28 protein-coding genes and 2 pseudogenes are annotated in these 21,398 nt (G+C 59.3%); 15 read left to right on the top strand and 15 right to left on the bottom strand.

The features are described 5' to 3' along the window. Window positions 1–226: 226 nt before the first annotated feature. The 3 genes and pseudogenes from H8K38_RS17135 to H8K38_RS17125 all read right to left on the bottom strand — a co-directional run. Window positions 227–547: pseudogene (locus H8K38_RS17135) on the bottom strand (IS3 family transposase); the annotation flags it as partial. A 97-nt stretch (window positions 548–644) separates the two neighbouring features. Next, window positions 645–905, bottom strand: a complete 261-nt coding sequence (locus H8K38_RS17130; RefSeq protein ID WP_186886063.1) for a hypothetical protein — start codon at window positions 903–905, stop codon at window positions 645–647. A 102-nt stretch (window positions 906–1,007) separates the two neighbouring features. Then, window positions 1,008–1,424 (bottom strand): annotated as a pseudogene (locus H8K38_RS17125) (HD domain-containing protein); the annotation flags it as partial. 119 nt (window positions 1,425–1,543) lie between these two features. Here H8K38_RS17125 and H8K38_RS17120 point away from each other — a divergent pair. The 8 genes from H8K38_RS17120 to H8K38_RS17085 all read left to right on the top strand — a co-directional run bounded on the left by H8K38_RS17120 (window position 1,544) and on the right by H8K38_RS17085 (window position 7,110). Further along, window positions 1,544–1,879 carry a PepSY domain-containing protein gene (locus H8K38_RS17120; RefSeq protein WP_186886062.1) on the top strand — a complete coding sequence of 112 codons (336 nt, stop codon included), beginning with the start codon at window positions 1,544–1,546 and terminating at the stop codon, window positions 1,877–1,879. Window positions 1,880–1,934: 55 nt separating this feature from the next. Beyond that, window positions 1,935–2,531, top strand: coding sequence for an undecaprenyl-diphosphatase (locus H8K38_RS17115; RefSeq protein ID WP_186886061.1), 597 nt, complete (start codon window positions 1,935–1,937; stop codon window positions 2,529–2,531). A 75-nt stretch (window positions 2,532–2,606) separates the two neighbouring features. Next, window positions 2,607–3,389, top strand: a complete 783-nt coding sequence (locus H8K38_RS17110) for a hypothetical protein (protein ID WP_186886060.1) — start codon at window positions 2,607–2,609, stop codon at window positions 3,387–3,389. Window positions 3,390–3,417: 28 nt separating this feature from the next. After that, window positions 3,418–3,861 carry a hypothetical protein gene (locus tag H8K38_RS17105; RefSeq protein WP_186886059.1) on the top strand — a complete coding sequence of 148 codons (444 nt, stop codon included), beginning with the start codon at window positions 3,418–3,420 and terminating at the stop codon, window positions 3,859–3,861. A gap of 19 nt (window positions 3,862–3,880) precedes the next feature. Then, on the top strand, window positions 3,881–4,639 hold the full coding sequence (locus tag H8K38_RS17100) for a hypothetical protein (protein ID WP_186886058.1): 759 nt from the start codon (window positions 3,881–3,883) through the stop codon (window positions 4,637–4,639). 25 nt (window positions 4,640–4,664) lie between these two features. Further along, the gene (locus H8K38_RS17095; RefSeq protein ID WP_186886057.1) at window positions 4,665–5,330 is read left to right on the top strand and encodes a response regulator; all 666 of its coding nucleotides are present in this window, start codon (window positions 4,665–4,667) and stop codon (window positions 5,328–5,330) included. Next, on the top strand, window positions 5,306–6,667 hold the full coding sequence (locus H8K38_RS17090; RefSeq protein WP_186886056.1) for a HAMP domain-containing sensor histidine kinase: 1,362 nt from the start codon (window positions 5,306–5,308) through the stop codon (window positions 6,665–6,667). The genes H8K38_RS17095 and H8K38_RS17090 overlap by 25 nt, the downstream gene beginning before the upstream one ends. 8 nt (window positions 6,668–6,675) lie before the next feature. Further along, a complete protein-coding gene (locus tag H8K38_RS17085) occupies window positions 6,676–7,110 on the top strand; it encodes an EamA family transporter (protein WP_186886055.1) in 435 nt (144 codons plus the stop codon). A gap of 71 nt (window positions 7,111–7,181) precedes the next feature. Here the strand turns inward: H8K38_RS17085 and H8K38_RS17080 are convergent, their stop codons facing one another. Next, entirely contained in the window at window positions 7,182–10,211 is a 3,030-nt protein-coding gene (locus H8K38_RS17080) for a Tn3 family transposase (protein WP_186886077.1), read from the bottom strand. Next, the gene (locus tag H8K38_RS17075; protein WP_186886054.1) at window positions 10,195–10,797 is read right to left on the bottom strand and encodes a recombinase family protein; all 603 of its coding nucleotides are present in this window, start codon (window positions 10,795–10,797) and stop codon (window positions 10,195–10,197) included. The genes H8K38_RS17080 and H8K38_RS17075 overlap by 17 nt, the downstream gene beginning before the upstream one ends. A gap of 212 nt (window positions 10,798–11,009) precedes the next feature. On the opposite strand from H8K38_RS17075, the gene H8K38_RS17070 reads away from it, so the two are divergent. The 4 genes from H8K38_RS17070 to H8K38_RS17055 are packed head-to-tail and all read left to right on the top strand — an operon-like array spanning window position 11,010 to window position 12,526. Continuing rightward, window positions 11,010–11,273, top strand: coding sequence for a type II toxin-antitoxin system RelB/DinJ family antitoxin (locus tag H8K38_RS17070; RefSeq protein WP_186886053.1), 264 nt, complete (start codon window positions 11,010–11,012; stop codon window positions 11,271–11,273). Continuing rightward, window positions 11,260–11,541 carry a type II toxin-antitoxin system YafQ family toxin gene (locus H8K38_RS17065; protein WP_186886052.1) on the top strand — a complete coding sequence of 94 codons (282 nt, stop codon included), beginning with the start codon at window positions 11,260–11,262 and terminating at the stop codon, window positions 11,539–11,541. Before H8K38_RS17070 ends, H8K38_RS17065 begins: the two co-directional genes overlap by 14 nt. Window positions 11,542–11,575: 34 nt before the next feature. Further along, a complete protein-coding gene (locus tag H8K38_RS17060; protein WP_186886051.1) occupies window positions 11,576–11,941 on the top strand; it encodes a transposase in 366 nt (121 codons plus the stop codon). Window positions 11,942–11,944: 3 nt separating this feature from the next. Further along, window positions 11,945–12,526 (top strand): undecaprenyl-diphosphatase, encoded by a 582-nt coding sequence (locus H8K38_RS17055; RefSeq protein WP_186886050.1) that lies wholly within the window; start codon window positions 11,945–11,947, stop codon window positions 12,524–12,526. Here H8K38_RS17055 and H8K38_RS17050 read toward each other — a convergent pair. From H8K38_RS17050 to merT, 7 genes are read right to left on the bottom strand one after another with little or no spacing between them, the layout of a single operon-like run. Further along, window positions 12,516–13,487: a DUF3330 domain-containing protein gene (locus H8K38_RS17050; protein WP_186886049.1), complete on the bottom strand. Its 972-nt coding sequence runs from the start codon at window positions 13,485–13,487 to the stop codon at window positions 12,516–12,518. The genes H8K38_RS17055 and H8K38_RS17050 overlap by 11 nt on opposite strands. Next, window positions 13,484–13,720 (bottom strand): broad-spectrum mercury transporter MerE, encoded by a 237-nt coding sequence (merE, locus tag H8K38_RS17045; RefSeq protein WP_186886048.1) that lies wholly within the window; start codon window positions 13,718–13,720, stop codon window positions 13,484–13,486. The genes H8K38_RS17050 and merE overlap by 4 nt, the downstream gene beginning before the upstream one ends. After that, window positions 13,717–14,082, bottom strand: coding sequence for a mercury resistance co-regulator MerD (merD, locus tag H8K38_RS17040; protein WP_186886047.1), 366 nt, complete (start codon window positions 14,080–14,082; stop codon window positions 13,717–13,719). The genes merE and merD overlap by 4 nt, the downstream gene beginning before the upstream one ends. An 18-nt stretch (window positions 14,083–14,100) precedes the next feature. After that, window positions 14,101–15,786 (bottom strand): mercury(II) reductase, encoded by a 1,686-nt coding sequence (merA, locus tag H8K38_RS17035; RefSeq protein ID WP_186886046.1) that lies wholly within the window; start codon window positions 15,784–15,786, stop codon window positions 14,101–14,103. Between the two features lie 42 nt (window positions 15,787–15,828). Then, on the bottom strand, window positions 15,829–16,251 hold the full coding sequence (merC, locus tag H8K38_RS17030) for an organomercurial transporter MerC (RefSeq protein WP_186886045.1): 423 nt from the start codon (window positions 16,249–16,251) through the stop codon (window positions 15,829–15,831). A 23-nt stretch (window positions 16,252–16,274) separates the two neighbouring features. After that, window positions 16,275–16,550 (bottom strand): mercury resistance system periplasmic binding protein MerP, encoded by a 276-nt coding sequence (gene merP, locus H8K38_RS17025; protein ID WP_186886044.1) that lies wholly within the window; start codon window positions 16,548–16,550, stop codon window positions 16,275–16,277. 15 nt (window positions 16,551–16,565) lie between these two features. Next, window positions 16,566–16,916, bottom strand: a complete 351-nt coding sequence (gene merT, locus H8K38_RS17020) for a mercuric ion transporter MerT (protein ID WP_186886043.1) — start codon at window positions 16,914–16,916, stop codon at window positions 16,566–16,568. Window positions 16,917–16,987: 71 nt separating this feature from the next. On the opposite strand from merT, the gene merR reads away from it, so the two are divergent. From merR to H8K38_RS17005, 3 genes are read left to right on the top strand one after another with little or no spacing between them, the layout of a single operon-like run. Next, window positions 16,988–17,395, top strand: coding sequence for an Hg(II)-responsive transcriptional regulator (merR, locus tag H8K38_RS17015; RefSeq protein WP_186886042.1), 408 nt, complete (start codon window positions 16,988–16,990; stop codon window positions 17,393–17,395). Window positions 17,396–17,440: 45 nt separating this feature from the next. Next, on the top strand, window positions 17,441–17,605 hold the full coding sequence (locus H8K38_RS18755; RefSeq protein WP_186886076.1) for a copper resistance protein B: 165 nt from the start codon (window positions 17,441–17,443) through the stop codon (window positions 17,603–17,605). Window positions 17,606–17,626: 21 nt separating this feature from the next. Next, window positions 17,627–18,268 carry a cytochrome c gene (locus tag H8K38_RS17005; protein ID WP_222610902.1) on the top strand — a complete coding sequence of 214 codons (642 nt, stop codon included), beginning with the start codon at window positions 17,627–17,629 and terminating at the stop codon, window positions 18,266–18,268. 42 nt (window positions 18,269–18,310) lie between these two features. Here the strand turns inward: H8K38_RS17005 and H8K38_RS17000 are convergent, their stop codons facing one another. The 3 genes from H8K38_RS17000 to H8K38_RS16990 all read right to left on the bottom strand — a co-directional run bounded on the left by H8K38_RS17000 (window position 18,311) and on the right by H8K38_RS16990 (window position 21,382). Next, complete coding sequence (locus H8K38_RS17000) at window positions 18,311–19,588, bottom strand: DUF4010 domain-containing protein (protein WP_186886040.1); 1,278 nt, start codon at window positions 19,586–19,588, stop codon at window positions 18,311–18,313. A gap of 222 nt (window positions 19,589–19,810) precedes the next feature. Beyond that, entirely contained in the window at window positions 19,811–20,320 is a 510-nt protein-coding gene (locus H8K38_RS16995; protein ID WP_186886039.1) for a plastocyanin/azurin family copper-binding protein, read from the bottom strand. A 51-nt stretch (window positions 20,321–20,371) separates the two neighbouring features. Next, window positions 20,372–21,382 carry a copper resistance protein B gene (locus H8K38_RS16990; protein WP_255423055.1) on the bottom strand — a complete coding sequence of 337 codons (1,011 nt, stop codon included), beginning with the start codon at window positions 21,380–21,382 and terminating at the stop codon, window positions 20,372–20,374. Window positions 21,383–21,398: the final 16 nt, after the last annotated feature.

Genomic DNA, 21,398 nt, shown 5'->3' with positions numbered 1-21,398 from the left:
TAAATGGATAATTTCAATATATTAGTATTTAAATGGATTTAAACTAAATATTTACTTTGATAAATTCAACTATATGAAATTATATCTAAATTTAAGAGTTTAACTTCATATTATTGATTTTTACTGTACTGAAATGAACGCCGATTCTTGAGTTGGCAGAAATAAAAACAGCGGGTGTTTTTGACTAAAACCGCGCAATAGCATTCCCCTATTTTCAAATGAAAAAACGCTTCGGTTCCGGGTATCGCTCGCGAACCCATTCCCTTAGTTTCGCTCGCCCGGGATATCCCAGCGCCTTTGCGGTATGGGCAATGCAGCGTCCATGGTTTACGTAATGGTCCAGAGCCACAATCTTTTGTTCTTCCGAGTACTTCGCATTTGGGCGAACGTACTTGTTCTTTAAATCGCCGCGCTCTTGGAATTCATCATGCCAAGCCTTTAATGAATTCTTTGTCGCGTAACCCAATTGGCGAATCGTCGCTTTACAGCGTCTGCCAAGCTTAATATATAGCTTCACTGCCCGAAGACGTTCTTCATATGAGTACATGAGCCACTCCTAAAAGTAGTCCAAGATTTTATCCGCCCCCCTTTGGTCAATATTGAGTGCACGCCAACACGCTTGAACTTCACGTCAGACCTCAAAGTCAACCGCGCTTGCGGACATCTAGGCCTGATTTGCTCGTCAGCCACTCAATGAGGCTCTGAACGTCAAAAAATCTCGTGAGGTGGTCAGGCAATTTCGCCATGCTGGGAATATCGCCCCCAAATCCAACCGCCAATTGCTTGGCGAGTTCGGGCAGATCAACTTTGTCGACGGTGTAGATGGTGGATACATCGCCTCCAAACGAGCTTTGCGCTGCTTCACTGTGGTCGTATAGCTCGACCTCGATATCTCCGTTGTCCATGACTCGGACGAATCCAGACGTTCCGCGCAGCGCCCCCTGTATGTTCAACCAATGTCCTTCGCGCGCCGTGGGGTCGGTTAGTCCACTCCCCGGCCTTGCAGCCTAGGCCTCATCAAAGGCAGCCAGCATCTGGTGGCTGACCTTCGGCAAACCATCGACCACCTGCTTGGCCCAATCAAAATACTCTTGGCGCCGCGCCAAAGGCCAGTCGGCAGGCGAGGCCGCTGCGATATCCCGAAGGTTGCAGGTCTTGTCTGCCAACTTCACCAATGCGGCTCCCGGGCTCTTGTGGGGCGCATGCTCCACTTGCATCTCTTTGCGCCGACTCTTAGGGAGCGCCTTGTCGTCCGTAACTTCCATGACGATGCTAGCCACCGCATCACCGAACCGCTCACGCAGTTCGGCTTCGCTGGTCTCGGTGTCCTCCACCGTGGCAGCACGCAACACATCCAAGTCATCCACTGCGCCAACGGTCGCCAGCAGGTGGGCCAATGCAATCGGGTGATTGATGTAGGGAGCGTCTCAGAAAACGGAAAATAAAGCACGCTAAGCTATTTTGGAGCGGCTCAGTGCCAGCTAAGTCAGCTTCCGTAATCTCTCCATTGCGCAAATACCTGCGTTCTTTTTGGAGAAACACCATGAATCGCTACAGCAAACTTTCTCTCCTGGCCGCAGCCATTGCCGCTGCGGGCACCGTTGCCTATGCCGCCCAAGGCGGCATGGAAAACGATGCCATGGCCATCGCCAAGGCCAAAATCCCACTGGCTCAGGCTGTCACCACGGCAGAGCAGCATGCCAACGGCAAAGCTTCACGTGCCGAGTATGAGAACTCGAAACAGGGTTGGGTGTACGACGTGGAAGTCGTTAGCGGGGCCAAGGTCTTCGATGTCAAGGTCGATGCCGACAAGGGTACGGTCATTTCGTCCGCCGAAGACAAAGCGGATCGCGATGACGACCACGACAAACAAGACTGATTGCATGCCACAAGGCCGGGTCGCCCGAGTTGGATGATTCGGCCTCGGAGACCACATGGAAGACCTCAATCACGCACTATTTCTCTGGCTTAATGCACCAGAGCACCCAAGCACGCTGCTGCTGGCCATCGCCACCTTTTTCGCTGAGTACGTCATTTGGGCGCTTCCGGCCATCATCGGGATCGGTTGGCTACGCGGAAGCGAACACACTCGCAAAGTTTTGCTCGAAGCGACCGCATCCGGTCTTGTCGGCTTGCTCATTAATCAGATTATCGGATTGATTTGGCAACATCCACGTCCTTTCATGATCGGTCTGGGGCACACCCTGATTCCCCATGCGGCTGATTCTTCGTTCCCGAGCGACCATCTGACGCTCCTGTGGGCCGTCGCCTTTAGTTTCTTGATGCACCGCAGTCCGCGTATGGCTGGCCTAGCACTGGCATTATTGGGACTGCCTGTTGCTTGGGCGCGCATTTATCTCGGCGTTCATTTTCCGCTGGATATGGTGGGTGCGGCCTTGGTCGCCGGACTGGGTGCCTGGCTGGCGTTTCGTGAGATGCGCGTATATCTACCTGCGACTTACAACCTTGCCCTCAGCGTTCATCGAGTCCTTTTCGGAAAACTCATCCAAATTGGATGGGTGCGCAAATGAAGAGCCTATGGCTGGCCTAAGTTTGGCCGGTCAGACTTGCAGCAAGAACAACCCGCCTTTGCAGGAAACAACTCCATGAATACGCTGACCACGCCTTCCGCATCAAACTGGCTCAATAAAGTCCCAGAAGTGACTCTCTCGTTCTGGATTATCAAGATCATGTCCACGACGGTCGGAGAAACCGGAGCCGACTTTCTGGCTGTCAATGCAGGCTTCGGCCAAGGCATGACTCGTACAGTGATGGGCGCATTGTTGGCTATTGCCCTGGTCATGCAGCTACGCACGCGGCGCTACACGCCCTGGATTTACTGGCTGACGGTCGTACTGGTCAGCGTGGTCGGAACCCAGATTACTGACCTGCTCACCGATGGGCTAGGCGTTAGCCTGTATGTCAGCACGTCGGCATTTGCCGTGGCGCTTGCGGGGATTTTTGCAGTTTGGTTTTGGGTAGAGCGCACCTTGTCCATTCATGAGATTTTCACGCGGCGCAGGGAGTTGTTTTACTGGTCTGCCATCCTCTGCACGTTTGCACTGGGCACAGCGGCCGGTGACTTGGCGACCGAAGCGCTCGGCCTTGGCTTCACATGGGGAGCGGTGGCGTTTGGCACGCTGATCGCGATCACCTATGCGGCATGGCGCATGGGCGGCAACGCCGTGCTGACCTTCTGGATTGGCTATATACTGACACGCCCCTTCGGTGCCGCACTCGGCGACCTCCTAACGCAGGCCAAGACCTATGGCGGCCTCGGCATGGGTGCCATGTGGACCAGTGCTCTATTCCTGACCGTGATTGTGATGCTGGTTGCCTTTGCGCAGTTCAGCGTTGGCAGCAACAAGAACACACAAGCCGTCGAATAACTTCCACACCATAACGCAAGGAAAAATCATGTACCAATTTCATTCACTACTCCGCCCCGTTGCCGCTGTATCGGCCGTCGTTCTGCTGGCCTTGGCCACCGGATGTTCCAAGCCTACCGACACGGGTACAGCCCCGGCAACCACGGTTCAGCCTAATTCTGCAACGCAGGCCAAGACCGCATCCAAGCTGGGCGATCTGTATGCGTTTCGGACCATCGCCGCAGACGTTGCCACCATCGTGGATAAGGGTGATCTAGCAGCAGCAAGGACACGGATCAAGGACTTGGAGGTCGCATGGGACTCGGCGGAGGCAGGCTTGAAACCTCGTGCAGCGGATGATTGGCACAGGCTCGACAAAGCCATTGACCATGCCCTCAGCGCAATGCGTGCAGATACACCAAATCAATCCGACTGCAAAAAAGCGATGGCTGACCTATTAGCCACTTTCGACTTGTTACAAGCGAAGCTCTGACCAGAGAAAACGAAACAATATGAATACTTCAACAGAAAAAGCATTGAGCAAAGTTCCAGAGGTCACTCTCGTTTTTTGGATCATCAAGATCGCCGCCACCACGCTCGGCGAAACAGGCGGCGATGCCGTTTCGATGTCAATGAATTTGGGCTACCTAATTGGTACGGTTATTTTCTCAGCCGTATTTTTGGCTGCGGTCTTTGCGCAAATAAAGGTCAAGACCTTTCAGCCATTTCTTTACTGGACAACGATCATTGCAACCACTACGGTCGGCACAACGCTGGCTGATTTTGCAGACCGATCCCTCGGTATTGGGTATGCTGGTGGCTCGACCTTGCTTATGGCTTTGTTGTTCGGTTCACTATTTATATGGCATCGAACGCTAGGCTCAGTTTCGGTTAGCACAGTAAGTTCGCCGAAGGCCGAAATGTTCTATTGGGTGACTATCATGTTCTCCCAGACTCTGGGGACGGCGCTGGGCGATTGGACTGCGGATACGGCAGGATTGGGTTACACCGGCGGTGCCATTCTGTTCAGTGCGTTATTGGCCTTGGTCGTTGCAGCTTACTATTGGACAAATGTATCGCGAACTTTGCTTTTTTGGGCAGCATTCATTTTGACCCGCCCTCTCGGTGCCGTGGTGGGGGATTTTCTGGATAAGCCGCTCAGTGCAGGTGGGCTGGCCCTGAGTCGTTATTCAGCATCAGCGGCACTATTTGCCTTCATTTTGACTAGCATTTTGCTATTCAAGCAAAGAGCTGCCAGAACGGCGCACTGAGTTACTGTTATCTATTGGAGGAGGAATGCGAGTATTGCTGGTCGAAGACGACACCATGATTGGCGAAGCCATCCAAGGGGCGCTGAAAGACGATTCATACGCTGCCGACTGGGTAAAGAACGGTCAAACCGCCCTCACGACACTGGGTTGCCAGCACTATGACCTGGTGCTGCTCGATCTTGGCCTTCCAGGTAAGGATGGGCTGGAGGTGCTGACCAGCATTCGCGCTAAAGACAATCCGGTTCCACTGCTCATCATCACCGCCCGCGACGGCCTCAATGATCGACTGCGCGGCTTGGATGGTGGGGCCGATGATTATTTGCTCAAGCCTTTTGAGATGGCCGAGCTGCTGGCTCGCATGCGCGCGGTGCTGCGACGTAAGGGAGGGAGCGCAACGCCCATGCTCAGCAACGGCGTCGTGTCGCTCGATACAGCCACGCGGGAGGCGGCGGTCAACAACAGTGCCTCGGTGCAACTCTCCAATCGTGAGTTTGCTTTGTTGCAAGCCTTGCTGATACGCCCTGGAGCCATTCTCTCGCGCAGCGATCTGGAAGACCGTATCTATGGATGGGGTGAAGAGGTCGAGAGCAACGCCGTCGAATTCCTGATCCATGCACTGCGGCGCAAGCTGGGCGGCGAAGTCATCAAAAATGTCAGGGGGGTTGGATGGATGGTTTCAAAAAACGTCTGAACGAGTCGGTTCAGTTCAAGCTGTCCTTTTCGCTGTCGCTGGCTATTTTTGTCATCGCATTGGTGGCCGGCATATTCTCTTTCGTATCCGCATTCGACGAAGCCCACGAGCTGCAAGACGACATGCTGCACCAAGTCGCGGCACTGTTTGACCGGCAACACCTCCCGCTTGCACATCTCGGAGACGATGGCCGCGCCAAGGACAGCGACGAAGAGTCTCGCGTCATCGTTCAGTATCTTTCAGACGGCAGCAAGGCGGCCGGGAAGGGCGATGCGGGAGTACCGCTGCCACTACCGATCACGCTGCCCGATGGTCTGCATACGCTTGATGTCAGCGGCGAGCCGTTCCGTGTGTTAGTCAAAACAACGTCCAGTGGCGAGCGAATCGCCGTGGCGCAAGAAACCGGCGTTCGCGACGAAATTGCACGCGACAGCGCCTTGCGCACATTGATGCCGTTTCTGATCTTGGTTCCCATCCTGCTTTTGATCGTGGCTGACCTTGTGCGCAAGATGTTCCGGCCCATCGCTTCTTTGTCGGCGGAAATTGACCAGCGCGCCGAACAGGAATTACATCCCGTCGAGGAAAGCCATCTCCCCGCCGAAGTGCGCCCGTTCGTGGTAGCGATCAACCGTCTGCTTGCCCGCGTTGACCAGGCAATGGAAACCCAGCGCCGGTTTGTCGCGGATGCGGCGCATGAGCTTCGGTCGCCGTTGACAGCCTTGTCACTGCAAGCGGAGCGACTGGACCAGGCGGATATGTCAGAACTAGCGCATGAACGTCTCAGGACACTGCGGCGAGGCATCGAGCGCGGCCGAAGCCTGCTGGATCAGCTTCTCACCTTGGCCAAGGCTCAGGCCGCGCTCGACCGGCCCAAGTCGTCTGTATCGGTGCAGCACGTCTATCGCCGTGTGCTGGAAGACCTTATGCCTCTGGCCGACGCCAAGCACATCGACATCGGCGTTGAAGGAGAGCAAGACGCCCAACTCTGGGTTAACGAGTTGGATGTGATTGCCGTAGTCAAGAACTTAGTCGATAACGCCATTCGTTACACGCCAGATGGCGGGAAGGTCGATCTTTCTGTCAGCACGGAAAAAGGTCGCGCAATACTGAGAATCCAGGACTCAGGGCCAGGTATTCAAGTTGTCGAGCGAGAGCGGGTGTTTGACCCGTTCTATCGCACTCTTGGGAGCGATCAAGTCGGATCGGGTCTAGGTCTTTCCATCGTCAAGGCCGTCACAGACCGGATTGGCGCTGAGATTCAACTAGGGTTCTCAGACGACGTAGCGCATTCCGGCCTGTGTGTCTGTGTGCTCGTGCCGCTGGCTAAAGCACTTTAAGGAAATATATGGCGACATCAACCGGCTGGTTCTATTGGGCAATTCTGTCCGCCGTTTTTGCGGCACTGACTGCCATTTTTTCCAAAATTGGCATTCAGGGCGTTGATTCCGATCTGGCCACCTTGATCCGAACGGCAATCATCATCGTTGTACTGTCGGTGTTCGTGGTTTACACGGGCAAGTGGTCCAACCCCTTCGAGCTTTCGTCGAAGACCTGGTTGTTCCTTGGGTTATCCGGCCTGGCCACTGGCGCGTCGTGGGTATGTTATTTCCGGGCACTCAAGATAGGAGAGGCCTCCAAGGTTGCGCCAGTGGACAAGCTCAGCCTCGTTCTGGTGGCTGTGTTCGCGTTCGCATTTCTGGGAGAGCGACCATCACTGCGCGAGTGGTCGGGCATTGCGATGGTCGCCGGTGGCGTTCTGTTGTTGGCCTTCAAGCGTTGATGCGTCAGATTGAGCTATACCCTATCCTGATGTCAGGAAGGGGTTGTAAGCCGGAACCCCAGAAATTTCCGTCATTCCAGTTCCAGCTCCGCCACGAGCGCATCTAGGTCGATCATCTTGCCGTCGCTCTGGAAGGTGTAATGCCCGTTCAGCAGGATGTGCCGCCAGGCCGCCGGTGATATCTGGGTGATGAGTGCCAGCGCCTTGGCGTTGCCGCTCGCCTCGTACTTCGTCAGCAGCCGCGACAGGATGGCCGAGTTGTAGTAGATGACGGCGTTGGCGATCAGCCTTGCGCACTGGTTGCTGATTTCGATCTCGATGTCGGTGCGCCCGGTCAGCTCCTTCTTGCCGCCGACCTGGGCGATGGCCGAGCGTAGCTGGTGGTAGGACTCAATCCGGTTCTGCGAGCGGTGCACGTTGCGCTCCAGTTGCGGATTGCGCAGGTAGCGCAGCGTGTAGATGCTGCGAACGAGCTTGTCGAACTCGAACACCGCGCGCCGTGTCGGGTTCGACGCGGTGTAAGTGCACAGCTTGCGGATCAGCGTGCCCTGCGTCATCTCCTTCAGCCCGAGTGTGGCCACGATCTGGTCAATGTTTGGCTTCTCGTTGACGATGAGATCGCGGTCGATTTTTCCGACCGGCCGGGTCAGGCATTTCTCATACAGTGCCAGATCATCGGCGCAATACAGTTCCTTCAACTGGTCGTCAAGGTCGGTGAAGCGCGGCTCGAAGCGTAGACCGAACCAGTGCAGGATGGCGAAGTTGGCCTTGTTGACGCTGTGCATGTCGCCGGTAATCGCGGTCGGCATGATGTCCGACGTGTTGCGATACCAGATGTCGAACACGTGATGGGCCTCGTAGTCGTGCGCGCCGATCAGATAGCCGTTGAGCGGCACGTGGTTGCACAACAGCGTGTAGGCGACCACGCCCTTGCCGCGACCGAAATATTTGCGCGAGTAGCGCGCCTTCACGGTCGGCCGCTCGACGCCGAATTTCTGGCCATCGACGGCACCGTACAGCACATCGAGGTCGAACGAATAATGCGGGAAGATCGGCAGCGCGGCGATGGCGTTGCTGACGCAGTCGTTGGCCGCGTGCAGCGTTGCGTGGCGCAGGTACTGCTGGTAAGCGCTCTCCAGCACGTGGTAAGGGATGTCGCTGGTGCGTGCCATGACTTGGTTGCCGTGATTCATCGCCTGCGCAATGATGACCGCCATCAAGCTGTCGGCGTCTGCGACCTTCTTCGCATAGCGCGGCTGCAAGGGCGTCAGCGCCGACAGGAACTGGCACCGCCCGTTGACGAAGCGGAACACGTCGGCCACGTCGCGGAACGGCAGTTGCTCGTAGAACGACTTCTCGCGCGCCTTCTGGTTCTCACCCTTGGGCTTGTGCCAGGTCAGCTTCTGCGCGTCCTTGTCGTATTCCAGGTGCGTCAGCTTGCCCTGCTTCAGCTCGCGGTTGAAGGCCAGCCATTGCGCGTGCAGTTCGGCCGCCAGCACATTGAGCTGGGCATCGACCGGCTGCCGCAGGAACGGGATGTCCATCTGCGCCAGTGCATCGGCCTTTTCGTCCAGCGAAACCAACTCGTCGGAGAAATGACGGTGTTGCAGGCTGTCGTCGAGGTAGAGTTCACCCGACTGGAAGCGCTTCCTGACTTGGCGGTACAGCCAGAACTCGTAGCGGTCGGCATGCAGGCCCGTCGGCGTGCCATCCGCATCGAAGGTCAGCAGGTACGGCCGCAATCTTTTCGGCAGCGTGGACGCCTGACATTCGGCGAGCGGCCGTTGCGACAGGCGCTGCTGCTTGGCGAACACGCCCTTGGCCCAGTCCAGCGCCGCGAGCCACGGGCTTTCCGGGTCGGTGCTGGAGAAATCGAGCGCGACATACAGTGGGCGAAGATGACGGCGGATACGCTCGGCCAGGCCGTCCACTGCCTGCCAGTGCAAAGCCAGCTTGCTTACCGGCTTCACGCTCATACGCTGTGCCGTGGTTTGCAGCGTATCGCGGGGCATGATCTTGTAGGCGCGCTGACGCACATCGCCGAAAGGTGTGGGATCGGGCACGCTGTCGTCGATGTAAAGCGACAACAGGCGGCCGACCTGCGGAGTGTCTTGCTGACGGCGCATCTGCTCGGCGGCAAAGGATTGCTTTGCGCCCGCGCTGCTTTCGTCCTCCAACTGCTTCATGTGGTAGGCCATCGCATCGACCAGGTTATCGGAGAGCTGCCGATAGCGCACCCAGGCGTAGCACAGCAGGTAGAGATGCGTCTGATCGGCCTTCAGGTTGCGCAGATCGTGGACAGTGTAGAAATTCGCCAGGCTCGCGTAGTACAGCAGGTTCTGCTGTGAGATTCCGAACTTTGGCAGCAGTGTCTTGGCGATTCCGTGCAGCGGTTCCAGCGTGGCGCGCTTCTCGCGCTCGCGGGCCATCTGACGCCAGCCGAAATCCTTGGCGTCCTGCTTGAGCGCCGCCAGTTGAGACAAGGTATCGTCGCGCACCAGGAGCTGGCCCAGCGCAGCCTTGGCCGATTCGTCCAACACTTCCGCCAGCAAGCCGCCCAAGCGCCGACGTTCGGCGGACAGGGCTTCGCTGACCAGCTCTTGCAGGGTGGTATAGCCGGACCGAATGATCTTGTGCTCGTTGAGCCAGACGATCAGCTCGGCGGCCACGAACCCAGGTGTCACGTCGCGGCGCACGATTTGCGCGGCTTGCCGCACGAGATGCGGCAGGAAATCGGCCGTCCACGGCCGGTAGTCGAACAACTGGGCAATCCGCTCGCGCTGGGTGTAGTGCTCGTGCTTGGTGATCGCCTTGTGCTCGAATGGCTCACCGTGGAAATAGCGGCTCAACACGAAAGCGCAATCGTCCTCAGCCTCGTTCCAATCGAAGCGGAAGAAAGCGTGCTTGGCCTTGAAGTAACCGATCTGCAAGACGCAATAGACCTGGGCGGGGAGTCCGGGCCGACTGCTGGCGAGCGCCAGTTCGGTTTCGGTCAGCGCAAGGTATTCCAGCCGTTGGGTGTCGTCGAAATCCGGCAAGCCGTACAGGGCTTCCTGCTCGGCGTCCGACAGGACGGTGAGCAGCTTATTCTTGTTGCCCATCATCCGTCCTTCCCGTGCCATGCCACCCCACTCGCGCCAACGTTTCGATCAGCGTGGTGCGCTTGACGCTAAAATTTCGGCACACCGCTGCCTTGGACATGCCGCCATCGAGCGCGGCAACGATGGCGTCCAGCTTCTCGCCGGTGATCGCTTGCGGCCGACCGCCGATCCGGCCGCGTTTGCGGGCGGCGGCCAAGCCGGCCACGACACGCTCCTGGATCAAGGCGCGCTCGTACTGCGCAAGCGCGCCGAACACCTGGAACAGGAACTCGCCCGAGGGCGTCGTGGTATCCAGGTTCTCCGTCAGAGAACGGAACGCCACCCGCTTGTCCTTTAGCGAGGTCACGATGGAAAGCAAGTGCGACAACGAGCGGCCGAGCCGGTCGAGCTTCCACACCACCAGCACGTCGCCGGCGCGGACGAATTCGAGCGACCGCGCCAGGCCGGCGCGGTTATCCTTCGCACCAGAGGCGTGATCCTCGAACAGATGACGCGGATCGACGCCGGCGGCGAGCAGCGCGTCGCGCTGCAAGTCCGTGCTCTGCCGGTCGGAATCCGACGACACGCGCATGTAACCAACCAACATAGGCGGATAACTATCGAAAACAGGTTTCCGTATGGTAGCGCATGGCGACAGAGTTTTCCGCACAATTTTGAGGCCATCCAGAGGTTGGTGCATAGGACTGTTGCAGATATGTCGCAAAACATTTGTTTTAAGACATGTCGGGCAAAGTATGCCTACTTCGCTCTGTGCAAATATGGGCTACAATGTAGCTCATTAATCCGGAGGATCAAACCATGTCTGCAAATGCAGTAGTCCGTGCCCGCATCGACGAGCACATCAAGGAAGAGGCCACCGCCGTGCTGGCGGCGATGGGGCTGACCGTGTCGGACGCCTTTCGCATCATGCTGACCCGCGTCGCCCGCGAGAAAGCCTTGCCGTTCGAGCCGTTGGTGCCAAACGCCACCACCATCGAGGCGATGAAGGAAGCGCGCCGTGGCGGCCTGAAGTCGTTCGCTACCGTCGAGGACTTGATGGCGGACTTGAATGCGGACGATTGAACAGACCGGCCAGTTCAAACGCGACTACAAGCGCGAAGCCAAAGGCCCGCATCGGCAGACGCTGGCAAGTGATTTCGTCGCCATCGTGACCGACTTGGCGAACGACCAACCGCTGGCCGAGAAACACCGTGACCACGCGCTGACCGGCGATTGGAAGGATCACCGGGACTGCCACGTCAAGCCCGACCTGGTGTTGATTTATCGCAAACCGGACGACGCTGTGTTGCAACTCGTCCGTCTCGGCTCGCATAGCGAGCTTGGGCTGTAGGCAGCCAGGCTCCATCACAAGGAGAAAGACACCTATGGAAATCACCATCACTGACGAGGAATGGAACGTACTGGCTCCCGAGAACTTCGACACCACGGCGCTGCTGCGCACAGTCGATGCCGTGGACGAGCTGCGCGGCGATTTGAACGGCGGCGAGGATGGCGGGCTGCCGCAACTACGCATTGATCTGTTGAAGTTGCATCAACTGGCGATGGCCGTGTTCAACGAAGGATCGCGCAGCCAAGTCGCCGACCTTTTCGAGTTCGCGGTCGATCTGGAAGACCAAGTGCTCGGCATGACGAACGCGTTGGAGCAGGTACAGGACACACTGTCGCAGTTGACGGCGCTCTACCCGGAAAGCCTGTCGTACGCCGGTCTCGATGATGTAGAGGCCGACTGACCGATGACACAGATTGAAGCCTTCAACCGTGCTCTGTTTTTGCACATCAACGGCGGCGACGGTACGCCGGCCTGGCTGATCCAGGCTGCCATCGGCATCGCCGACAACCTGATCTACCTGATTCCGTTGTTGCTCGTCGGCCTCTGGCTGTGGGGCGATCATGCGCGCCGGAGCGTGGCAATTAAGGCGTGTCTGGTCGCGCTGCTCGGTGTGGCGGCCAATCAGGCCATCGGCGCGCTCTGGTCGCATCCCCGGCCATTCATGATCGGACTCGGCCATGCCTGGATGCCGCACGCGGCCGACTCGTCATTTCCGAGCGACCACATGACCGTGTTCGCCGGCGTGGGGCTGACGCTGCTGTTCGACGGTGCGGCTGAATGGGCCATCCTCGTACTGCTGGCTGGTGTCAGCGTCGCGTGGGCACGGGTGTTCCTGGGCGTGCATTTTCCGCTCGACATGGCGGGCGCGGTCGTCGTAGCGGCGCTCGCCTATGTGACGGTGACGCCGCTGTGGCGCAAGACGGGCGGGCCGATGACCAACCTTGCCGAACGGCTGTATCGGAAGGGTCTTGCCTTCATCCCTTAACTATCGGATCGGTGCCAGTGTCAGCTTCCGCCTTGGCGCGGGCCGCGAAGCGCTGGTAACACTCTAACCCGCAGAAGTGTTCGACGTATTCCGCGCCTTCTGGTGTGAAGGCTGCATCGAGCGGGATTTCCTTGCAGCATACACAGCAGGCGACGGTCGGTTCGTCGACGTTCATGGCGGTGTCCCTCCATTGCTTGACGAAGGCGGCGAATGCCGCCGCCGGCATTGGTTTGGCGAACAGGAAACCTTGTCCTGCGTCGCAGCCGGCTTGCCGCAACAGATCAAGACTCACCGCCGTTTCCACGCCCTCGGCCACAACCTCCATGCCCAGCCCATGCGCAAGCTGGATCACGGCCCGGACAATGGTCCGGTCGTGGGCGTCATCGGCGAGTCCCGCGACGAACGACTGGTCAATCTTGAGCGTGGTGATCGGACAGCATTTCAAATGTTGCAGACAGGAATAGCCTGTCCCGAAATCATCGGCGGCGAAGCGCACGCCGATGGCGCGCAAGGTATCGAAGGTGGAGAACAGGGCCGGATCGCCGAACGCGACCGATTCGGTCAGCTCGATTTCCAGATACTCGGCGGGCAACTGCGCATCGGCCAGCACGCCCTTAACCCACTTGTCGAAATCCGGCCCCACCTGGCTTGCGGAAACATTAACGGCTAGCCGGAACGGCCGCCATTGCAGCGGCAGCCAGTCGCGCATCTGGCGGCAGGCTGCGCCCAGCACCCAAGCGCCGATTTCCGGCATCAGACCGGACGATTCGACCACGGGCAGGAATTGGCCCGGCGGCAACAGTCCGAGCGTCGGGTGACGCCAGCGCAACAGGGCTTCCGCGCCGACAATCTGGTCACTGCACAAATCGACTATCGGCTGGTAGTGCAGCTCAAGCTGCCCGCGCCCGACAGCCTGCGCCAGTTGCGCTACTGTCCATTCCGCTGGCGGGGAAGCGGTCATGATCTTCCCTTGAAGGCCCGTAGCAGCCGCGCCACGGACAGGACAAATAAGCCTGTCAGCGCGAGGGCTGCAACACCCCAATGGTCCCCGATGAACGCACCGGCGGTCGTGCCGGCGAGTACGGCAGCGAGAATCGGCAAATGGCAGGGACAGGTGAGCACGGCCAGCGCGCCCCATAGGTAGCCGGTGAACGGCTTGTGCGTCTCGGCCGGCATGCGCTCGGGGCTGTTCATGGCAGACTCTCCGCATGCTGTGCTGGCGCGGTCGGCATCGCGGCCAACTGCACTTCCAGATCGGCCAACGCTTCGCGCCGGCGTTCGACGAGCTGACGCAGCACGGCAAGCTGCGCAGCCGCTTCATCGCCATCCGCCGTATCCAGTGCCCGACATAGGCGAGCCAACGCGCCGAGGCCGATGCCCGCTTCGAAGGCGGCCCGCACGAAGCACAGCCGTTGCAAGGCGGCGTCATCGAACAAGCCGTAGCCGCCCGTGGTGCACGCGACCGGCCGCAGCAATCCGCGCAGCAAGTAGTCGCGCACGATATGCACGCTCACCCCTGCATTGAGGGCCAGCCGGGACACCGTGTAGGCGTTCATTGAACACCTCCCTTTTCCTCATCCGGCGCAGCACGAAAGCTGCTTCACGTCCTTGCTGAAGGTCTGCGCCGCGAGCTTCAACCCCTCGACCATCGTCAGGTAGGGGAACAACTGGTCGGCCAGTTCTTGCACCGTCATGCGGTTGCGAATGGCGAGCACCGCCGTCTGGATCAGTTCGCCCGCTTCCGGCGCGACCGCCTGCACGCCGATGAGCCGTCCGCTACCTTCCTCGATAACCAGCTTGATAAAGCCGCGCGTGTCGAAGTTGGCCAGCGCGCGCGGCACGTTATCCAAGGTCAAGGTGCGACTATCGGTCTCGATCCCGTCGTGATGCGCTTCCGCTTCGCTGTAGCCCACGGTCGCCACTTGCGGATCGGTGAACACCACGGCCGGCATCGCGGTCAGATTGATGGCAGCGTCGCCGCCGGTCATGTTGATCGCGGCACGGGTGCCGGCCGCCGCCGCCACATAGACGAATTGCGGCTGGTCGGTGCAGTCGCCAGCCGCGTAAATGTGTGGTGTGCTGGTGCGCATGCCTTTGTCGATGACGATGGCCCCCTGCGCATTGACGGCGACCCCAGCCGCTTCCAATGCCAAGCTGCGCGTGTTCGGTGTCCGCCCGGTAGCGACCAACAGCTTGTCGGCGCGCACATCGCCGTGTCCGGTGGTCAACACGAACTCGCCATCCGCATGGGCGACCCGGCTGGCTTGCGTGTGTTCCAGCACCGTGATCCCTTCGGCACGGAAGGCGACCGTAACGGCCTCGCCGATGGCCGGGTCTTCGCGGAAGAATAGCGTGCTGCGCGCTAGGATTGTCACCTTGCTGCCGAGCCGGGCGAAGGCTTGCGCCAGTTCCAGCGCCACCACCGACGAGCCGATCACCGCCAGGCGCTCGGGAATGGTGTCGCTGACCAGCGCCTCGGTCGAAGTCCAGTAAGGTGACTCTTTCAGGCCCGGAATCGGCGGCACGGCCGGACTGGCGCCCGTGGCAACCAGGCAGCGGTCGAACACCACGACGCGCTCGCCACCCTCGCTCAAACGGACGACAAGGCTCTGTGCGTCTCTGAAACGTGCTTCTCCGTGCAGCACGGTGATGGCCGGGTTGCCGTCCAGGATGCCTTCGTACTTGGCGTGGCGCAGCTCATCGACGCGCGCCTGCTGCTGGGCCAGTAGTTTGCCGCGGTCGATCTCAGGTACAGTCGCCGCGATGCCTCCGTCGAACGGGCTTTCCCGGCGCAGATGGGCGATATGGGCAGCGCGGATCATGATCTTGGACGGCACGCAGCCGACATTGACGCAGGTGCCGCCGATGGTGCCGCGCTCGATCAGCGTGACGTGCGCGCCTTGCTCGACGGCCTTCAGCGCTGCCGCCATCGCGGCTCCACCGCTGCCGATCACGGCGACTTGCAACGGGCGCTCGCCGCCGCTGCCCTTGTCGGCGGCACCCATCCAGCCGCGCACCTTGTCGAGCAGCCCGCTGCGGCTGCCCGCCGGAAGTGCATCGGCGAGCGTTGCCTTGTAGCCCAGTCCGGCCACGGCGGCAGTCAGCGCATCCGGCGATGTTCCCGGCTCGATGGCGAGTTGCGCTGTGCCCTTCGGATAGGACACCAGTGCCGACTGCACGCCGGACACTTTTTCCAGCGCTTCCTTGACGTGCGCCGCGCACGAGTCGCAGGTCATGCCGGTGATTTTTAGATTGGTCATGCAACAACTCCTATTTTTCCATGTTGGCAACGGCCTCGACTGTTAGCCGCGCTGGGGAGGCAATTCGCAGCCATCCGGCCCGCAACGACGGTTGGCTGGCGAGACGAAATCCCAGACCGACACCCCAACCATCAAGGCCAGGCCGACATACATCAATCTCGCTGTCCACCAGTTGCCGAGAAGCCAGACCGTTGCCGCGAACACGATGGCTGGCCCGATCATGCCGAGCAGACTGCGGTGCCATTGCCGATGACTGAGCCAGCCCAGCGCATTCGCCACGAACGCGAGCGCGGCAAACAGCGGCAGTAGTCGGCTGATGAACAGGCCCTCGTACTGGCTCAGAAAGCCTAGCCCGATGGCCGCGCCGAAGCTGGCGAGCGCCGGAAAGCAGGCCGCGCAGCCCATCGCGGAAACGACGCTGCCGAGCGCGCCGGTTTTATCGGCAATGCGTGTCATCCAGCCCATGATGTCGCTCCCGGTTCAGCGGCTCACTGCTTGACGCTGGATGGATATCCCGCGTCTTCGGTGGCCTTGGTCAATTTCTGGGCGTTGGTTTTGGCATCGTCGAAGGTGACGACGGCTTCGCGCTTCTCGAAGGTCACGTCAACTTTGCTGACGCCTTCGACCTTGGAAATCGCCTTCTTGACAGTGATCGGACAGGCGGCGCAGGTCATGCCGGGCACGGACAGCTTGACGGTTTGGGTGGCGGCCCACACGGGGGCAACGACGGCGACGAGAGCGAGGGAGGCAAACAGCTTTTTCATGGTGAACTCCTGTGATTAATAGAAAAATGGCATGACATAGGGAAATCCGAGCGCGACTAGAACCAGCACGGCCACGACCCAAAAAATGAGCTGGTAGGTAGTGCGCACTTGTGGAAGCGCGCACACCTCGCCCGGTTTGCAGGCTTGCACCGGGCGGTAGATACGACGCCAGGCAAAGAAAAGCGCCACCAACGCCGCGCCGATGAAGAGCGGCCGATACGGCTCCAGCACCGTCAGGTTGCCGATCCATGCGCCGCTGAATCCCAAGGCGACCAGGACTAGAGGCCCGAGGCAGCAGGTTGAGGCGAGGATGGCGGCCAGCCCGCCGGCGAAGAGCGCTCCGCGCCCGTTTTGTGGTTCAGACATGCGCTTGTCCTTTCGAATTTGAATTGGATAGCGTAACCTTACTTCCGTAGTCATGTACGGAGTCAAGCGAAATGGAAAATATTTTGGAGAATCTGACCATCGGCGTTTTTGCCAAGGCGGCTGGGGTCAATGTGGAGACCATCCGGTTCTATCAGCGCAAAGGTTTGTTGTCGGAGCCGGATAAGCCTTATGGCAGCATCCGCCGCTACGGCGGGGCGGACGTGGCGCGGGTACAGTTTGTGAAATCAGCCCAGCGGCTGGGCTTCAGCCTGGATGAAATTGGCGAACTGCTGAAGCTGGAAGACGGCACCCATTGCAGCGAGGCGGCCGAAATCGCGGCGCTGCGGCTGGCCGATGTGCGCGCCCGCCAAGCCGACCTGACGCGGATGGAGGTCGCGCTGTCAAAGCTGGTGAGCGAGTGCTGCACGCAGCATGGTCATGTGTCCTGCCCGCTGATTGATGCACTGCATAGCGGCTGAACGATCAGATGGCGGCTGGTGACACGACTGTTGGGGCTACCCCTCATGGCGGGGGCCGGAGCGACGGAATTTTCTGGGGTTCCGGCTTACAACCCCTATATCGGCGTTGCCTGGACACGCAAACTGGGCAATACTGCCGATCTCAGCCGGCGGGCGGGCGAGTATGTCTCCGAACGACAGGTGGTGGCCGGGGTGCGGATATGGTTTTAAGCGTCGAAAGCGAGGATGCCGTTGAAAAAATGGCTTGTTGCGGTGGGCGTGACGGTAATCGCGGTTGCTGCAGGCGCCGGCATGTATCTCTACGCCGGTTTTTATGATATTGGCGCCGATACGCCGCATTGGCCAATCATCCATCAAGTCATGGAATCCACGCGAACTCGCGCTGTCCTCAGGCAGGCCCGGGATATCCAGGTGCCGTCAAACTTGAATGATACGCAGGTGATTGCGAAAGGCGCCGGACAATATGCCGCCATGTGCGTCAATTGCCATCTCGCGCCTGGCCTCGAAAGCACGGAAATCCGCGCCGGCCTTTACCCGCAACCGCCGAATCTGTCGACACATCAAATGGACCCCAGGGCGACATTCTGGGTCACCAAGCATGGCATCAAAATGAGCGGTATGCCGGCTTGGGGACTGACCCATGACGACGATACGATCTGGAGCATGGTCGCTTTCATCAATAAGCTGCCGCACATGAGTCCGCAGCAGTACCAGGAGATGGTGGCCAATGCCGCGCCGCACGATGCGATGCCTGGCCCGGATGCCCATGGCCATAGTCCTGCCGCCAATTCAGGCTCTGGCAATGGGCACGGCCACAGCCACGGCGCTCACAGCCATGGTGCCAGGAAGTCTGGCGCCCGTGCGCATGATTGACTGGTGCGGCAGCAGCAAATCCGGCAGCGCCCCGACAGGCCATCACGCGGCAATCGACACGATGACAACGAAGGTCCCGACAAGCATGGCAAGCGCATAGCCTTTGCACACCTGCCAGCCGACTGCCGTACCTCCGGTGGTCCAGGCAATGGAAGCCTTGACCACCATGTTGCTCAAGGTGGCGAGGCCCAATGCCACCACTGCGGTTGCCGTGGACATGCCATCGCTGGCATGCATGCGCGCCAGCGAAATGACAATCGCATCCACGTCCGCCAACCCCGATACTGCCGAAAGCAGATAGATACCGCTGGCGCCAAACCACTGTTTGGCGGCCGGCACCAAGACGGCCATCACCGCCAGGAATACGCCAAATCCCAGTGCCGTGCCAAGGTCAAACGGCTTGATTGGCGCGATGGGACCGTCAAGGGGCGCGGACCTGGCGTGTCGACGCCAGGTCCAGACACTCAGCAGCAGCAGGACCAAGCCGGTCAAGCTCAACGCCAGCCCGTATGTGTTCAAGAGCGCCGGCTGGATCATGCCGATCAGCACGGCCATGCGAAAGAACATCACGCCACAGGCAGCCAGTATTCCTGCCACGGAAATCCCGGCCAATGCCGGTTGCGCGCGGGCGCGGCGGGCCAAAGTAACGGTCGCTGCGGTGGAGGAAGCCAGTCCGCCAAGGATGCCTGTCCACAGAATGCCCCGCTCGGAGCCGGTCAAGCGCATGGCGAGATGCCCCGCAAGAGACAGGCCGGCGATTAATACGACCGCCCACCACAGCGCATAGGGATTCAGCGCGCCATAGGGGCCAAAGCCGGCATTGGGCAAGTTGGGCAGTATGACGACGGAAAGCACCAGCAATTGCAGGGCGGCAGTCAGTTCACGATGCTCTATCAGGCGTAGCCAGCCGTGCAAGGTTGGTTTCAGGTCAAGCAGGACGGCGACAATGACGGCCGCCGCCAGGGCCAAGGCAATTGCGCCGCTGGCGGCCAGCGCCCCGAGAACGAGCGTCATCAGCATTGCGACAGCGGTCGTGATGCTGAGGTCGCGGGATAAGCGTACTTCCTCCCGGTATGCCACCGCCAGCAGCAGCGACAGGCCGAGAAAACCACTGAATAACGGCCATCCGCCGAAAGCATCGGGCAAACTGGCCAGCAGGCCTCCCAATAAGCCGGTCAAGGCAAAGGTGCGCAAGCCCGCGACCCGGCCACCTTCGGAAAGTTCGCGCTGGCGCCATCCACGTTCGAGGCCAATCAACAAGCCAACTGCCAGCGATGCGGCAAGAGACAACGCGTCGGGAAGAGATGCTGTGAAATCCACATTCAATCCAGTTTTTTATTATTTATTCTCGGTGCGCCCATTATTGCACAACCGTCGCCGCAACTTTTCAGGGAGCGCGATTGCATTCTGCTGCGTGGGCGCCCGCCGAATTTTTGCCGGTGTCGGGCAAGGCCTGAAAGGGGCGGGATATGCGAGAGGATCTGAGGAGGACGCTGCCCGCCAACCGGCACGGTGTGGCGGGCGCGTCAGGCTGACAGAGCGTTACTGGGACACTGCCACCTTGCCCACCATGCCCGACTCCATATGGCCTGGAATCGTACAGGCAAAATCAACCGTGCCGGCCTGTGTGAATTCCCACACAATGCCGCCACGCTGCCCTGGTTTTAGGTTGATCATATTGGGCTCCCCGTGTTGCATGTTGGGCATGCTGCGCATCATTTCCGCATGTTCTTTCAGTGACTTCAGATCGCCGAGTACCATTTCATGCTGGGCTTTCCCTGTGTTTTTGACGAAAAAGCGAATCGTTTCTCCAGCCTTGACTCCGATGCTTGCTGGAGTGAAGCGCATGTTGTCGTCCATGCTCACTTCCACTGTGCGGTCCACCTTGGCTGGATTGCCTGGTTTTCCGATCATCGCGGACTGCTCTTCTTTGTGCATGGAAGACATGTCGTTCCCCTTCATGTCGTGACCGCTAGAATGATTGCCTGCAGCAAGCGCCATGACAGGGAAAACTCCGACCATCAGCAGACCAACTATATATTTTTTGTTCATAAATGCTCCTTGTTGTTTAAAAAAGAAAATGTGTGCCGGGGTCATCCCAGCTTAAAACCAAAACCGCACACCAGCCACCCAGCGCGTATCCCTGGCAAGCTCGCCGGCAGTTCTAGCCATGGAGGCGGTTGAGCCGAATTTATGACTCCATTGAATGCCGACGTAAGGGGCGAACTGGCGCGAGAATTCGTAGCGCAGCCGTACGCCCGCCGACGCATCGGTCAAGCCGCTGCCGAGACTTTTTTCCGGATCCGCTTTGCCGTAAAAACTCCACTCCGTGCTGGGTTGCAGGATCAGCTTCTGTGTAAGCAGCACGTCATATCCCGCTTTAAGGCGCAACGCGGTCCGGCCGCTTTCGCCGACATAGGCTGTGGCATCCACATCGAACCAGTAGGGCGCCAGCCCCTGTATCCCGAAGGCTAACCAGGTACGGTTCGGCCCGTTGCCACTGTCGTACCGCAAGCCCAGCTGGGTATCCCAGTAACTTGCAATGGCATGACCCCAGAGTAGTTCGGTGCGGGCATCCTGCAACTTGCCCTTGGCTACATTACCTTCTGCCTTGATCACCAGGCGGTCGTAGTCGTGGCCGAACCAGGCCTGCATGTCGTAGGCCGTGCTGTTGCCATCTTTCCCATCGATACGCTCCAGCTTGTCGACCAACACGCTACCAAAGTTATGCTCATCTGCCATGTACAGTTGGCGCTGTTCGCCCAAGGCATACTTACCCACGCCAAGAACGTATCCGCCTGAATAAGCGTGCGGGTCGCGGGCATCCAACGGGGCCGATCCGCCCTGCATTTGCATATTGCCGTGGTCCATTTGCGCCGACGCTGAGGGCTGAGAGTCCTGTGAGGCGGAGCCGCCCGGCTGGCCCGAGCCGCTTTTTTCCGATGCTGGCGCAGGCGCGGAATGATCCATACCCGGCATGTTTGCGTGATCCTCTGTTGGAGGGACAGTTTGTTTCTCCGCGACTGCAGGTTGGGCGGCATCGTAGTGGGTAGAATGATCGGTTTGCGCCCATGCAGCCTGGACTGTCATGGTAGTAATGCCGGCGATCAGCATGGCTACGAATAATTGA

The organism is Undibacterium sp. FT79W, assembly GCF_014284215.1.
Classification (GTDB): domain Bacteria; phylum Pseudomonadota; class Gammaproteobacteria; order Burkholderiales; family Burkholderiaceae_D; genus Undibacterium; species Undibacterium aquatile.
The sequence above is the reverse complement of the archived record's forward strand: the minus strand, read 5'-3'. Positions and strand labels throughout refer to the sequence as shown.